At 39.3% G+C, this 14931-nt stretch carries 17 protein-coding genes and 1 pseudogene; 4 read left to right on the top strand and 14 right to left on the bottom strand.

Features of this window, described 5'->3' with window-relative positions:
- Positions 1-45: 45 nt before the first annotated feature.
- From J7W16_RS17460 to J7W16_RS17450, 3 genes are read right to left on the bottom strand one after another with little or no spacing between them, the layout of a single operon-like run.
- A complete protein-coding gene (locus J7W16_RS17460; protein ID WP_210598763.1) occupies positions 46-465 on the bottom strand; it encodes an acyl-CoA thioesterase in 420 nt (139 codons plus the stop codon).
- Positions 466-480: 15 nt separating this feature from the next.
- A complete protein-coding gene (locus tag J7W16_RS22310; protein WP_210598762.1) occupies positions 481-2772 on the bottom strand; it encodes an AAA family ATPase in 2292 nt (763 codons plus the stop codon).
- Between the two features lie 21 nt (positions 2773-2793).
- Entirely contained in the window at positions 2794-3723 is a 930-nt protein-coding gene (locus J7W16_RS17450) for a DMT family transporter (RefSeq protein WP_210598761.1), read from the bottom strand.
- A 207-nt stretch (positions 3724-3930) separates the two neighbouring features.
- Here J7W16_RS17450 and J7W16_RS17445 point away from each other — a divergent pair, with 207 nt between their 5' ends.
- A complete protein-coding gene (locus J7W16_RS17445; RefSeq protein ID WP_210598760.1) occupies positions 3931-4563 on the top strand; it encodes a TVP38/TMEM64 family protein in 633 nt (210 codons plus the stop codon).
- On the opposite strand, the gene J7W16_RS17440 is transcribed toward J7W16_RS17445, so the two are convergent.
- From J7W16_RS17440 to acnA, 6 genes are all read right to left on the bottom strand, one after another.
- Positions 4548-5003, bottom strand: a complete 456-nt coding sequence (locus tag J7W16_RS17440) for a VanZ family protein (protein ID WP_210598759.1) — start codon at positions 5001-5003, stop codon at positions 4548-4550. The genes J7W16_RS17445 and J7W16_RS17440 overlap by 16 nt on opposite strands.
- Positions 5004-5179: 176 nt before the next feature.
- A complete protein-coding gene (locus J7W16_RS17435) occupies positions 5180-5326 on the bottom strand; it encodes an acid-soluble spore protein N (protein ID WP_210598758.1) in 147 nt (48 codons plus the stop codon).
- Between the two features lie 65 nt (positions 5327-5391).
- Positions 5392-5520, bottom strand: a complete 129-nt coding sequence (locus J7W16_RS17430; protein WP_210598757.1) for an FbpB family small basic protein — start codon at positions 5518-5520, stop codon at positions 5392-5394.
- Between the two features lie 65 nt (positions 5521-5585).
- Positions 5586-6293, bottom strand: coding sequence for a DUF421 domain-containing protein (locus tag J7W16_RS17425; RefSeq protein ID WP_210598756.1), 708 nt, complete (start codon positions 6291-6293; stop codon positions 5586-5588).
- Between the two features lie 35 nt (positions 6294-6328).
- Positions 6329-6472 carry a hypothetical protein gene (locus J7W16_RS17420; protein WP_210598755.1) on the bottom strand — a complete coding sequence of 48 codons (144 nt, stop codon included), beginning with the start codon at positions 6470-6472 and terminating at the stop codon, positions 6329-6331.
- 159 nt (positions 6473-6631) lie between these two features.
- Entirely contained in the window at positions 6632-9343 is a 2712-nt protein-coding gene (gene acnA / locus J7W16_RS17415) for an aconitate hydratase AcnA (protein WP_210598754.1), read from the bottom strand.
- 279 nt (positions 9344-9622) lie between these two features.
- Here acnA and sspO point away from each other — a divergent pair, with 279 nt between their 5' ends.
- Together sspO and J7W16_RS17405 are read left to right on the top strand one after the other, a co-directional pair.
- Entirely contained in the window at positions 9623-9784 is a 162-nt protein-coding gene (gene sspO / locus J7W16_RS17410; protein ID WP_210598753.1) for a small acid-soluble spore protein O, read from the top strand.
- A 27-nt stretch (positions 9785-9811) separates the two neighbouring features.
- The gene (locus J7W16_RS17405; protein WP_210598752.1) at positions 9812-9955 is read left to right on the top strand and encodes a small acid-soluble spore protein P; all 144 of its coding nucleotides are present in this window, start codon (positions 9812-9814) and stop codon (positions 9953-9955) included.
- 26 nt (positions 9956-9981) lie between these two features.
- On the opposite strand, the gene J7W16_RS17400 is transcribed toward J7W16_RS17405, so the two are convergent.
- From J7W16_RS17400 to J7W16_RS17390, 3 genes and pseudogenes are all read right to left on the bottom strand, one after another.
- Positions 9982-10497 carry an acyl-CoA thioesterase gene (locus tag J7W16_RS17400; protein ID WP_210598751.1) on the bottom strand — a complete coding sequence of 172 codons (516 nt, stop codon included), beginning with the start codon at positions 10495-10497 and terminating at the stop codon, positions 9982-9984.
- Between the two features lie 17 nt (positions 10498-10514).
- Positions 10515-11900 carry an L-seryl-tRNA(Sec) selenium transferase gene (gene selA / locus J7W16_RS17395; RefSeq protein WP_210598750.1) on the bottom strand — a complete coding sequence of 462 codons (1386 nt, stop codon included), beginning with the start codon at positions 11898-11900 and terminating at the stop codon, positions 10515-10517.
- A 59-nt stretch (positions 11901-11959) separates the two neighbouring features.
- Positions 11960-12151, bottom strand: a pseudogene (locus tag J7W16_RS17390) (Rdx family protein); the annotation flags it as partial.
- Between the two features lie 156 nt (positions 12152-12307).
- Here J7W16_RS17390 and selD point away from each other — a divergent pair.
- Positions 12308-13357 carry a selenide, water dikinase SelD gene (gene selD / locus J7W16_RS17385; protein ID WP_210598748.1) on the top strand — a complete coding sequence of 350 codons (1050 nt, stop codon included), beginning with the start codon at positions 12308-12310 and terminating at the stop codon, positions 13355-13357.
- A gap of 55 nt (positions 13358-13412) precedes the next feature.
- Here selD and phnC read toward each other — a convergent pair whose 3' ends face one another.
- Together phnC and phnE are read right to left on the bottom strand one after the other, a co-directional pair.
- The gene (phnC, locus tag J7W16_RS17380) at positions 13413-14147 is read right to left on the bottom strand and encodes a phosphonate ABC transporter ATP-binding protein (RefSeq protein WP_210598747.1); all 735 of its coding nucleotides are present in this window, start codon (positions 14145-14147) and stop codon (positions 13413-13415) included.
- 12 nt (positions 14148-14159) lie between these two features.
- Positions 14160-14921, bottom strand: coding sequence for a phosphonate ABC transporter, permease protein PhnE (phnE, locus tag J7W16_RS17375; protein WP_210598746.1), 762 nt, complete (start codon positions 14919-14921; stop codon positions 14160-14162).
- Between the last annotated feature and the right edge of the window lie 10 nt (positions 14922-14931).

Raw genomic sequence — 14931 nt, 5'->3', positions numbered from 1 at the left:
TTGCACCATTAGTATGGAGAGGCGACATGGCGTTATACATTGTTTTTACTTTTTTTTAATTTCTTCGTACTTTTCATACCAGCTTGGAAAGGCCTTCTTAAAAGCCGTTGGTTTGAATGTATCCTTTTTCACAACAATATGAGTTGTTGTTCCAATGACACATTTGTCACCCTCTCCGTTGATAATGTGATAACCATACACGGTTTTGATGCCATCATTTAATTCAACCCATGTATGTACAAATGCCTTATCGCCATAACGGATCGGCTTCTTGTAGGTAGCTTGAACATCATAAACTGGTGCAAAATAACCTTCTTCTTCCATCTTCATATAATTAAATCCTAACTCTTCAATCAAACTTGCACGACCAAGTTCAAAGTACTTTAAATAGTTAGCGTGATAAATAACACCCATCATATCTGTATCCGCATATAGAATTTGAATTCCTTTTTTCGATATATACAAAGTGAAACATCCTTTCTATGTTGAACGTAAATCTTCATCAGTAATCGTCATTAACTGTTCTTTCGTCATTTCCTCATACGTGCTCAGTCGAATTGACTGGGCCTGGACCATTTGATTAAACAAATCGACCGCGTATCTAGCATTGCCACTACTTACACCTTCACTTAAGCTTCGTCGTAAGCTGTCTTTCGCTTCAGCTGTTAACAAATAGCCCGCATGATCAGCTCGCTGCAAGACAATCTCACACAGCTCGTCTACATTATAATCTTCAAAGTGAATAAATTTCTTGAACCTTGAACGAAGTCCTGGATTGCTTTGAAGAAGTTGATTCATTTCATTCTCATACCCAGCAAAAATAACAACAAGATTTTCTTCATGCTCTGTCATTTCTTGAACAATGGTGTTGATCGCTTCTTTCCCAAAATCACCTTGAGTTTCATTTAGCAGTGCATAGGCTTCGTCTATAAATAAAACCCCACCTAATGCATCCTTGATTTTTTCTCTTGTTTTTTCAGCGGTTTGACCTACATAACCTGCAACAAGATCGGCACGACTTGCAACAATCAAGTGTCCTCTTTTGAGAAATCCTAACTCATTTAGTGCTTGTGCATACAGCTTAGCCACCGTTGTCTTACCAGTTCCGGGATTTCCTGTGAACACTGAATGTAGTTCTAATGGGAGCACATTCAGATTCTGTTCACGCCGTAATTTTTGAATATGAACAAAAGAAGTCAATGATAGAAGCTCCTGTTTCACTTTGTTTAATCCAACTAATTCATTTAACGAATCAATAGCTGGCTTCAAATCTTTTGTATGATCTGAAACCTGGAAGTCAGCTCCCTTTAGGAGAACAAAATCATCTGCCTCAGCATCACTTAGACTTAGGTGAGCACCTTTTTGAAAGATCGCTTCAAGGATAATAGACTTAGCTGTTCTGGCATTTCCAAAGCTCTGATCAACTTTTGCGATTTCTATCTGTTTGGCTAATTCCTTTTTTCCATCGCTCGTTAACAAATAATCATTTTCAATCGCAATTTTCTCAGAGATATCAAGAAGCTCATCAATCGAGTAATCATCGATGTGAACTTGATTATGATCAGGAAAGCGACTTCTCAGTCCTGGGTTAGCTCTTAAGAATGTTCTCATCTCTTCAGGATAGCCAGCAAGAATCACAGCAAATGAGTGAGCCTTAGGTCCAGTCATCGCTGAAACAAGCGTATCAATAACGGTTTGTCCGTAATCGTTTGAAGCGAATGCCTCTCGCTTCAAGCTATAGGCTTCATCTATAAAAAGTACTCCACCACTAGCTCGCTCGATCGCCTTCATTGTTAGTTCTTCCGTTTGACCAACGTATGCTCCAACTAACTGCGATCGATCCATTTCAAACACTTCATTTCTCTTCAGTAGCCCCAATTCATAATAAATCTTCGCGATTAATCGGGCTAAATGTGTTTTTCCTGTCCCTGGGTTCCCCGTTAAAATCATATGTAAGCTAATTCCGTCCTTTGCCTGAAATCCATGTCGAGCTCTCTCTTGCTGATAATGAAGAAATTGATACAATTGCTTAATGCGTACCTTTACATCATCTAATCCAATCATCTTGTCTAGTTCGTCTATAGCCGATTCACTGTTTTGAGTCGCCTGGTTAACAAACAAGTCGCTCCACTGACTATTAATTTGTTCGATCCGCCGAATGATTTTAGTTAATTCAGCAAACAACTTCGCTGAATGATAGACGCCACTTACGGATTTAACGTATTCAGGCGTAACCTTTACAAGTTCATCAAACAAGAGATTTAATTCTTTAAGGTAGGAGAGTGCCTGATATGCATCCTCTTGTTCCCTCACAAGATCTGACTCTGCTATTCCATTCCACAAAGCATGGATTTGTTCATAATAAGGAAAAAATCGCTCTGCGATAGCAAGATAAGAGCTCGTCGTCTCCTTCTTCGTCGCTCCATTATCGGTCTCACGAATTGGTGCAAACTTAGCAGGTAACGGCAATTGCTTAAGCTTGTCAATTAATTGTTCTGCTTTAAGTTCTTTAATTCTCCAGTTCGTCGAGTCGAGTTCTAATGCTCGTTCGACCCAAACTGAGATAAACTGATCAAAATACCCCATTCGCTCAAAGCGAGCTTTTGCCAACCAAGCGAGTAAGATCGATAAGTCCTGTCTAGGAAAATCAGGCTTTTTTTCGGCCACCTTTAAATATTCCCATGCTCTCGCTTCTCGAAGAGGAAACTTCCCTGATTCAATCCCCTCTATCCAATCAAGTACTTCCGCTGCCGTAATTTGCTCTTGTAGCACTATATCACCACTTTCATTTCATTATCCCGTTTTTGTGCTCATATGACTTTGCTTGTGTCTACGTTTTACCGATGTCCCTACGTATACACCACTTATAACAAAACAGGCTCCAATAATCGTTCCAATTGTAAGAACCTCTCCAAGAAATAGTGTTGCCATAACAACAGCGGAAACAGGCATGACATTAATAAAGATAGAAGCCTTAGCTGCACCTATTTTTTGTATACCATAATAATACAGGATAAAACCTAGTACCGTCACAAATACGCTCATATGTCCAATGGCTAACCATGCAGATAATGTACTGTCCGAGAAACGCTCCCACGGTTGTTCGATAAGAGAAAATGGTAGAAGAAATAATGTCCCAAAGCCGACAGCATAGGTTGTAGAAACAATCGAACTATATTTTTGCAAGACAACTCTACCTAATACACTATAGAGTGCCCAAGTAATGACAGCACCTAGTAAAATAAGATCAATAAATTCAAATTGAAACTTCAGTATGACCATCGGATCACCATCCGTTATGATCGTGATTACACCAAAAAAGGCCAAAAGCAAACCAACCACATTTCTTCTTGTAATCGCCTCTTTCAGAAACACTCCTGATAAAAGCATGATCAACATCGGATTTGCCGCAATAAATAATGAACTCTTGATTACCGGAGCATATTTACTCGCATAAAAGAAACAAATATTGTATAGTGCGATTCCCGTTAAACCGAGCAGCATAAATAAAATCCAATCTTTCTTTGTATGTTTCGGTCGATCTTTTTCAAACATCCACATAATCGGGAAGAGTAAAAGTGCTGCACCAAAAAAACGTAAAAATGAGATTGTGGCTGGATCAAAGCTTTCAATTGCGATTTTCCCAGCGATAAATGCACTTCCCCACGTACTCGTTGCGAGTGTAAGCATCCCATAGATGAGCCATCGCTTTTTCCTATCCATCATTCCTGACCCCTTTTTTTCTTTTCATTTTACGCCTTTTCTTCGTAAAACGAAATAACTATTCTCATTAAATCGTTTGATTGTCTCGGATCGAATGTTTGATGACTCGTCCTATGTTGATGCTCATATGAAAAGATCGTTCACATTCGCAAAGCGACTGAAAATATGAGAAAATAAAGACTTATTCATCAAGGAAGGAAGTTTAAGTTGAAGAAAATTATCGTTATTATCGGTTATTTACTGATTGGCCTGCTTATTTATTTATATGGTGAAGGATTACTTGAATGGATTAGAAAAGGAACAGACTATATCATAATCACTTCATTACTTGCTACATTGTTTGCCTTGTTCCCAATCATTCCATATCCACTTATAGGAGGCGTGTTAGGGGCTGCCTATGGTCCATTAACTGGTGGCCTTATTACCTGGATTGGCTCTTCACTTGCTTCAATTATTATGTTTGCATTTGTTAGGTACGGCTTTCAAGACTTAGGAAAGAAATGGCTCTATCGCTATAACAAGCTTTCAAAAATAACTACGATCTTTGAACGGAACGCATTTATGACTATTTTCTTAACAAGGCTTATTCCAGTCATTCCATCAATTGTCGTTAATATTTATTCTGCATTGAGTCGAGTGTCTTTATTGCAATATTCCCTTGCCTCTACAATTGGTAAAGCACCGTCAATGCTGTTATTTGCAGTTGTTGGCAATACACTTGTCACTGAACCAAAAGAGCTTTTCTATATTGCCTTATTCTATATTGTCTTTCTAGTCATAGTGTACATTTCATTTCGTTTCTTTCAAACATTCACCGTTAGAGATCAAACAAAAAAATGAACTTTTCTCTTCAGCCATAACAGTACACTAAAAATCAGATAACCAATAGCGGTTCCTAACGTATTAAGAATGATATCATCAATATTCGAGACGCGATAGGTGAACATAAATTGACTCATTTCAATACACAGGGAAACAAAAGCACCAATGATCACAACTAGAAGAAAGCGACGGAAACGTTTATGTAAGGCTGGTATCAAAAAACCCATAGGTAGAAACATGACAATATTCCCAATAAGGATTCGGATCGGATCAACAATCGTTGGACTAAAGACTGCAATCCGGTAAATACTGCGAAAAGGAATCACATTATAGTTTCTGCCTCCAGGTCCAGCAGGTCCAAGTGATGCACCGTAATTCCACGCAAACAATGTCACGTAAAACAATGCTCCAAGATATAGAATAAACAAAATTGTTAAAATGCGTCGTTGATCTTTCATAGCTTCCCCCTAATACAAATACATAACTCTTCCCATTATTTCGTGATCTCTATTTTCTGACAAGGGCTTTTTTGAAAAAAATGAATATATTTCATTTTATGAATAGCTCGTCAACTATACAACAAAAAAGATCTCTCAAAAGTTAAAAATTAACTTTTAAGAGATCTTCGCTTGATTTATCCTTTTGGAGGAATATAATCTGGTTGTTCATTACTCTTTGTATTCATTTTCTTGCCATTATTTGAACGGGATTTAACTGGTTGCGTCCCAAGGTGATCTGGACGAAACTGGGCAAAATTTGATTTTGTACTGTTGCTTTTCATTATAACCCCTCCTCAAGAATAGGTTACCTCAAAGCAAAAAAACTATTCGACATCATCCAATTCCATTATTTAACCGCAGCTCTACGTTTTTCCCATCTCTCTTCAATTCGATCTAAAGCATCTGGATCGTTCATTAATTTTTCTTTATTTTCCCTGACTAGCTCTTCAAAAGACAATTTCTTAACTTTACGCACAGAAACACTCCTTATGTATCTTTTTAGCCATTCTGATACAAATGATGTGTTTTTATACCTTTTATTTAATCCTTTTTAGGACTAATGAACGTTTGTCCAGATTCATCCGCTGTCATTAAAAAGATTTCTTCAGGATTAGCAAAGCCTTGTTTCTGAATCTCGCCTCTCAGCCAATCAATTGTCCCGACTTTTTTCACATTAGCATGAACAATTTTTCCATCTTCAATAAGGACCGATGGATAGCCTTTTGATTTAACATCTTTTTGCATATCTTTTAATGTAACACTCTCGTAGCTCGATTTCTTTATCACACTAATTTGGCCATTCATCTCTAATATCGCATAATCAATCTCTGATAAATCACTAGCACTATTCAGACGCAAGTCCATCAAAAAGGCCTCTAAGGTTATTTTAGACTTACGAAGCTCTTTGTACAGAATTTCACCATGCTTCATTAATATAATCGGTTCATCTTCAATTACACGCCTAAATCTTGGTGCTTTAAGGGCAATATACGAAAGAGACAAATGCAATGTTGCCGTCATTGCTGCAGCGCCTACAGGACCAGCAAGCGGCAGCTCGCCATCAGTCAGTGGTTCTCCTAAAATGTCTCCAATAACAACCCCAAAGATAAAATCTAATGGGTCAATTGAAGTCATTGTCCGTTGTCCTAATACTTTTACAATTAGAAAAATGTAAACATACACAATAGTTGCACGAATCATGTAGCCATAAACAGGTAACGATTCGGTACCATTCCAAAAATCCAACAATGGTGACCCTCCGTTCTTCGCCCTATAGTTGTAGCTTACTGTTTATTATTACGATCCATTTTCTCCGCTTCACGCTCTGCAAAAGATGTGAATTCTGTTTCAGGATGATTGTCTTTTCCATATTTCTTTGCATTATTATTTCTTTGGGCGTTGGCATTGCCTTTTTTCTGTCTTCCCATTTCTTCTTCATCCTTCCAAGTTTAGATTTAATCTTTTTTAGGATGTATCTTTTTTCTTTTTTTATGTAATTCAAAAAACTAAATACAGTATGTGAAATTTTATTAAGCATTAAAAAGAGGTCTAAAGGAATTCACCTTTAGACCTCTTTTCATATATCTTTAAGCAAGCTTATTACGTAGTACCATTTGTAGGATACCACCATGACGGTAGTAATCCATTTCAACTTCACTGTCAAAGCGAACAAGAACATCAAATTCAGTTACTTTGCCGTCTTTGGCAGTTGCAACAACCTTAACCATTTCGCGAGGCATGACATCATTTGTAATTTGAACATCAAATGACTCTTCCCCTGTTAAACCTAATGATTCAGCACTATCGCCTTCTTTAAATTGAAGCGGAAGAACACCCATAAGCACAAGGTTACTACGGTGAATACGCTCATAGCTCTCAGCGATAACCGTCTTAATACCAAGTAGGTTTGTTCCTTTTGCTGCCCAGTCACGTGAGCTTCCCATTCCGTAATCTTTCCCAGCTAGGATAGCAAGACCAGTACCTTCTTCCTTATACTTCATCGCAGCATCATAGATCGATAACACTTCACCTGTTGGCCAGTAAGTAGTGAATCCACCTTCTGTACCTGGAGCGATTTGGTTGCGGATACGAATGTTTGCAAATGTACCTCTCATCATTACATCATGATTTCCACGTCTTGAACCGTATGAGTTAAAGTCTTTAGGCTCGACACCCTTAGAAATCAAGTATTTACCTGCAGGCGTATCTTTACCAATTGCACCCGCTGGCGAGATATGGTCAGTTGTAACAGAGTCACCAAATTTACCGACAACACGTAATGAAGATAATGGCTTAATATCTTCTGGATCTGGAGACAAGTTTTCAAAGAACGGAGGATTTGCAATGTACGTAGAATCTTCGTTCCACTTGTAAAGTGCTTCATCCGTCGTTTCAATTTTGTTCCAGCTTTCGTTGCTATCAAAGACATCCTTATATTCACGTAGGAATAATTCAGGCGTTACTGTTTCTTTAACAACATCTGAGATTTCTTGTGCAGTTGGCCAAATGTCATCAAAGTAGACTTCTTTGCCATCTTTGTCTTTTCCAAATGAATCCTTACGAAGATCAATATCAACCGTTCCTGCTAATGCATATGCAACAACAAGTGGTGGTGATGCAAGATAATTAGCCTTCACTAATGGATGAATGCGACCTTCAAAGTTACGGTTACCTGAAAGAACAGATGTTACTGTTAAATCATTCTCAGCAATCGCTTCTTCAATTTCTTCTTCAAGTGGACCAGAGTTACCAATACAAGTTGTACAGCCATAACCAACGATGTTGAATCCTAGCTTCTCCATGTATGGAAGAAGTCCAGAATCTGTTAGATAGCCTGTAACAACCTTTGAACCAGGTGCAAGTGATGTTTTAACAAATTCAGGTACTTCTAATCCGCGTTCAACAGCCTTCTTGGCAACAAGACCTGCACCAAGCATTACGTATGGATTAGACGTATTCGTACAGCTAGTAATTGCAGCAATTGCAATTGACCCTGTCTTCATCGTTGTTTCACGACCGTCTTTGTATGAAACCTTAACTTCCTTATCAAACTCAGCTTCTGTTTGCCCTAGACCTTGTGTACCTTGTGGGGCAACTACTGCATCACGGAAAGATTTCTGCATGTCAGTAAGCTTAACAAGATCTTGTGGACGCTTAGGACCTGAAAGATTAGCTTCAATTTCACTTAGATCAATTTCAACAACATCTGTGTAAGTTGGATCTGGTGTTTCACCAGCAACGTAGAACAAGCCATTTGCTCTGTTATAAGCTTCAACAAGCTTGATCTGTTCTTCTGAACGACCAGTTAAACGAAGATAGTTAAGTGCCTCTTCATCAACAGGGAAGAATCCACAAGTAGCTCCGTATTCTGGTGCCATGTTTGAAATCGTTGCACGGTCAGCTAAAGGCATTTCAGCTAAACCAGGACCGAAGAATTCAACAAATTTCCCAACTACCTTCTTCTCACGAAGGACTTGAGTTACCTTCAAGGCAACATCCGTTGCAGTCGTTCCACTTGGAAGTGAACCAATTAATTTCACACCAATTACATCTGGAACTGGGAAGTATGAAGGTTGTCCAAGCATACCAGCTTCAGCTTCAATACCACCAACACCCCAACCAAGTACACCAATACCATTGATCATCGTAGTATGTGAGTCAGTACCAACAAGCGTATCTGGGAATGCAACGGTTTCACCATCTTGCTCAACAGCATGAACAACATTTGCAATGTACTCCAAGTTAACTTGGTGAACGATACCTGTTGCAGGTGGAACAGCATTATAGTTATCAAATGCTTTTTTAGCCCAGCTTAAGAACTCATAACGCTCTTGATTTCGTTTGAATTCAAGGAACATATTGTGCTCTAATGAGTCATCAGTTCCAGCTTTATCAACTTGAACCGAGTGGTCAATAACAAGATCAACCGGAATTTCCGGGTTGATTTGATCTGGGTCTCCACCTAAATCAGCCATTGCTTTTCTTAGAGAAGCAAGATCAACAACCGCCGGAACCCCTGTGAAATCTTGAAGGATAACACGAGACGGCTTAAACGGAACATCAATGTCTTTTAACTCATCAGTTCCCCATTTTGCTAAATTTTCAACATGCTCTTTTTTAATTACATATCCGTCATACTGACGTAAAACAGATTCAAGCAAAACTCTTACTGAATAAGGTAGGGCTGAAACGTTCCCAATTCCTGCCTCTTCTAGAGCTTTTAAAGAATAATAGTTAATTGTCTTTCCATCCAAAGTAAAGGATGAACGTGCCTTAAATACATCATTACTTTTCGACATATGTATGCCCCTCCTTCGCAAAACTATCATACCGCAATCTCTACGTATTGTCTAAAATACGGACTTCAGGCAATTTTTAAAATTAAAGCGCTTAACAAAACGTGCATTTAGTCCTATTTAAGGATATCAAAACTTTACAAAAGAATAAATGTCTTTTTTAAAATTTTTCTAAACTACTTAAAAGCGTTTTCACTTGACATAAAAAGTCTTCATTTTTCCAACGATCCTCTTGTATAACTTTCTGATGAACACAAAAAATAAGATTCGGAGGTGAGGACATTGGCTAAAAAGAAATCAAACCATGAGGTAACACATATGACTGACTCAAATGCACAAGCTAAAAGTGCTGGAATTAACAGCGGATTTATGGAAGAGGCTGCTGGTGAACCGTTAACAGAAATGCAGCGCCAAAATAACAAGAAAACCAAAAAACGTCAATAAAACCACTATACAAGGGGGATCACGATCATGACAGAGCATAATACGTATAAGGACCAGCGTCGTAATTCACCAAAAGGCCAACACACATCTGGACAACCAGAGCCTTTAAGTGGGTCAAAAAAAGTAAAACAACGAAATCATGTCAATCAAGCACATGGTGGACGTGGATAAATATTAAATGGAAACAGGGAACGGGGTTATTCCTCCGTTTCCTGTTTGCTATCCTCAGCTTTTTGTCTCTCTTTACGAATATCACGACGCTTCTGCCTTTGCATATGTCGTTCCTCGGCTCCCGTGTGTTGCCATATTTCTTCCTCTGTCTCAGGAATCACTGGCGGAACAGGTGTTGGCTTGCCGTCATCATCAAGGGCAACAAACGTCAAATACGATGTTGCTGTTAAGCGGCGATCTCCTGTCACTAAGTTCTCGGCTTCAACCTTAACATAGACTTCCATTGAAGTTGTTCGTGTATACGTCACATATCCAACTAAACAAATAGCCTCACCAGCACGAATCGGTGCGATGAAATCAAGGCTATCACTTGACGCAGTAACAACCATTGCTCTTGCATGTCTCATTGCACAAATACTTGCGACTTTATCGACATAGGCCATGACATTTCCACCAAATATCGTCCCGAGAAAATTCGTGTCAGGTGGCAATACAAGATCAGTTAATTCTGTTCTTGACTCAGATGCTTTCTTTCCTTGCATATCATCACTCTTCTCTACTAGTTTGCAAATTCTTGTAAACGAGCCTCTAGATCAGCGAACTCGGCTTCATCAATTGTTCTAAAATCAAATAATAATGCATCTTCTTGGATTCGTCCAACGACTGCGGGACTCCCCTTACGTAACTGTTCCTGGATTTCATGTGACTTTATTGACTGATGGTTTAATTTTAACAAGCAAGTATCTAGTTCCACCTCTGGCATCGTGCCACCACCAACTTGTGATGTTCCATCAATAATCTCAGAAAGAAAGCTTGCTGGGATCTTTGGCTTAAATAATGCGATCCTTGCTCTAACCTCTTCCTTCGTTAATAGTATCGCCTTTAATGTTGGGATTGTCGTTTTAGCCTTATCTAAATCCCGGTACTCACTCAGCGTTGCCTCAAGTGCAGCCAAGGTCATCTTATCAACTCTTAGTACACGTGCAAGCTGATGCTTTTTTAATTTATCAATTAGATCCTTTTTTCCTGCAATCATACCAACTTGAGGTCCACCGAGTAATTTGTCGCCACTAAAGGAAACAATGTCTGCATGCATTAATGCCTCAGAGACAGTTGGTTCATTGCCGATGCCATCCTGACGCAGGTCATAGATTGCCCCACTACCTAAGTCTTCGTATAAGATTACCTTATGTTGTTCGGTTACGTGCTTTAACTCACTTGCTGGAATTTCTTTAGTAAAGCCAATAATCTTAAAATTGCTTGTATGGACTTTCATAATCATTGCTGTGTTTTCGTTAATCGCTTGCTCATAATCTGATTGATGGGTCTTATTTGTTGTTCCAACCTCAATAAGGTGTGCTCCGCTTTCTTCCATAATCGACGAGACACGAAACGAGCCACCAATTTCAACTAACTCTCCTCGTGAAACAATAACCTCTTTTTCCTTCGCTAATGCTTTTAAGATTAAATAAACAGCTGCAGCATTATTATTTACAACCATCGCTGCTTCTGCACCAGTTATTTCTTTGACAATGCCTTCAATCAGATCATGCCTTGAACCACGCTTGCCTTCAATTAAGTTATATTCTAGGTTTGAATATGATTGAGCCGTTTGTGCCACTTGTAGAGTCGCTCGCTCACCGAGTCTAGCTCGTCCAAGATTTGTATGTAATACTGTACCTGTGCCATTAATAACACGTTGAAGACGTTTCATCGAATGTTCACTAAGGCGTTCTGACACACGCATGAAAATCTCATCAACGAAATCAATTATATCGTTTGACTGTACCCACGTTTCTTCCAATAATTCCTTACGTAGTTCAGCAACCGCCTCTTGTACCCATTCTGTTGCTTTCGCCTTCGACCATTTTTCTTCTAGCTTAGCAAAACGCTGATCCTGCTGAAGCTCATGAATGGCAGGGAGATGTCTTAGCATTTGTTTCATTGTTTCTACACCTTTCACTAGGTATTTTCGCAGAAAAAACACCAAAAAGGTGTTTTTTCTTACTCGCTCATTGCTTCCATCTTTTCAATCACTTCTGTTGATTCTGGAAATTCTCCGGTTTCTTTTTTTGAATAGAGCTTTTCTCCATTCACAGTCACTTCAAAAACTCCACCAGAGCTAGTGACTAGCTTAACCTCTTTGACTTTGCCACGAAAATGATCTAAGATATCGTCCGCGAAACTCACGGCTTTCGGTGCATAGTTTCACATCATGCAAAATTCTACAGATAATTTATATTCCATTCCAAATCAAACTCCTTTACTTTGTTTTCCTCTCTATTGTAGGATAATACAAGACAGGATGCAAAAGATAAAGATAGTTATTGAAAGATTGTAGGAGGTGTCCAAATGGACAAGCATGATAACATTAAATTAACTTCATTCTCGACAAAAGCTGGTTGAGGATGCAAAATTGGTCCAGAAGACCTGTCGCAAGTTTTGCGACATTTACCTAAACAAACACATGACCCTAACTTACTCGTTGGGCTCGATACATCTGATGACGCTGGTGCTTATAAATTAACAGACGACTTAGCAATGATTCAGACAGTTGATTATTTTACACCTGTTGTTGATGATCCATATATGTTTGGACAAATCGCAGCAGCTAACGCATTAAGCGATGTCTACGCAATGGGCGGTAAGCCGACAACGGTAATGAACATCGTCGGTTTCCCTATTACAGTTTTGCCACCGGAAGTGTTAGCTAATATTCTCCTCGGTGCTGCAGACAAAACAAAGGAAGCTGGAGCAATTATTGTTGGTGGGCATTCCATCGACGACCAAGAGCCTAAATTCGGGCTATCGGTTACAGGTCTTGCTCATCCAGATCGTATATTTAAAAATGTTGGTGCCATTCCTGGTGATGTTCTCGTGTTAACGAAGCCGATCGGTGTTGGTATTTTAACGACTGGCATTAAGCGGGATGCTGTTACAGAAGCTCAGGAAAAGGCTGTAACTGAAACAATGGCTGAGCTTAATAATATTGCAGCTGAACATCTTGAAGGACTTAATCCACATGCGGTTACGGATGTTACAGGGTTCGGTCTACTCGGTCATAGCTTCGAAATGGCTAAAGGCAGTGATGTAACATTCGAATTACAAATGACAAATGTTCCAATGCTAGAGGGCACGCGTGATCTTGCTGAAAAAGGCATTGTCCCTGGTGGTTCAAAAGCAAACGAACGTTGGTTAAAAGACGAAGTTGATTTCTCTACGAGTATTAGTGATGTTGAGAAGAGCATTTTATGTGACGCGATCACCTCGGGTGGATTGCTGATCGCTCTAACTAGAGAAGAAGCAAACAGCTATGTTCAGAGCATGGAGCAAGCCGGCAAACAAGCGACGATTATTGGAACAGTACTTGAAAAAGGTGAAAAACCAATCGTTGTAAAATAATTATTAAAAAGGGGTGCCACAAACGTCTGTATTTGACGTTTGTGGCACCCCTCTTTTACTGATAAATTTCAGCAAATTGATGCTCATCCACTTGATCTGGTTTCCCATCGAAAATTAATTTCCCATCTCTAAATGCAATGATTCTCGTCGCAAATTCTTTCGCTAAATGAACATCATGGACATTAATAATTGTTAGTAAATTTCGCTCCTGATGAATTCGTTGCAACAGCTCAAAGATTGTTCTGGATGTAGACGGATCTAAGCTTGCAACTGGTTCGTCCCCCAGCACTAGCTGCGGGTCCTGCATCAATGCTCGAGCTATACCAACCCTTTGCTTTTGTCCGCCACTCAAATCTTCCACTCTCTTATGGGCAAATTTACTCAACCCTACTTCTTTCAATGCTTGATATGCTCTTTCTTTTTCTTGCTCTGAGAAAATACCTAGTAAATTCTTAATTGGAGGTCGTTTCCCAAAGGATCCTGTCAGCGTATTCTGAAAAACAGTCATACGCGGAATTAAATTAAAATGCTGGAAAATCATCACCATGTCTGAACGAAGATAACGCATTTTCGCTTCAGATAAGTTCGTTAATTCGGTATTCCCCCAGCTAATTTGACCTGATGTCGGCTTTTGAAGGCGATTAATCGCTCGAATAAAGGTGGACTTACCTGCACCACTCTTGCCAAGTACACAAACAAATTCTCCTTTATCCAGTTCAACAGAAACATGGTCAATCGCATTTTCTTCAGCTTTCGGATATCTAACAACTAAGTCTGAAATTGTTAACATCGACATCCCCTCCTATATGACCCTTGAACGTATCCGACCACCAATAAAGTCAACCATAATCACTAAGATCATGATTAAAATTATATCAACGGTAACGGCTGTATAATAAAAACTCTGGAAATGGTTAAATAATTGCTGACCAATCCCACCACCACCAATGAAACCTAAAATTAAGGAGGTTCTAATAGCAACTTCAAATCTATAGAAGAAATGAGACAAAACATTCGGCCAAATTTGTGGAACAATCGCAAAAAGATGTCCAATCCATTTGGTCGCACCAACCGAACGCATCGCCTCTTGCGGCCCTGCCTCTGCCGCCTCAATTAATTCTGAAATCAATTTTCCTAATACACCAATATTATGGAGAATGATGGCAAGCACTGCAGCAAACGGACCAAGTCCAAATGCGGCAACGAATATTAAACCAAATACAATCTCAGGAATCGAGCGAAGGGCACTTAACCCACCACGAATGGTAGCATACATCCCAACTGTTCCACTTGTGTTTTTAGCAGCAAGAAAGCTGAGTGGCAATGCGACAACTAAGGCAAAGGTTGTCCCTAAAAAAGCAACCGCGAGTGTCACAAGACTATGTAACGCCATTCTCGGAAAAAGTGACCACTCAACAGGAAAGAAGCGAGTGGTCACCATATCAACAATATTTCCGATTTGCGTAAGCTTTCTCCACTCAAAACCAGTCACATCCATGCTCCACCATGTTGCGGCTAAAATAAGCAAGAAATAAATGATATAACGCCTACGAAACCAAACCATTAAGAAAACC

This window comes from Halalkalibacter suaedae (genome assembly GCF_017939705.1).
GTDB lineage: Bacteria > Bacillota > Bacilli > Bacillales > Bacillaceae_D > Halalkalibacter > Halalkalibacter suaedae.
The sequence above is the reverse complement of the archived record's forward strand: the minus strand, read 5'-3'. Positions and strand labels throughout refer to the sequence as shown.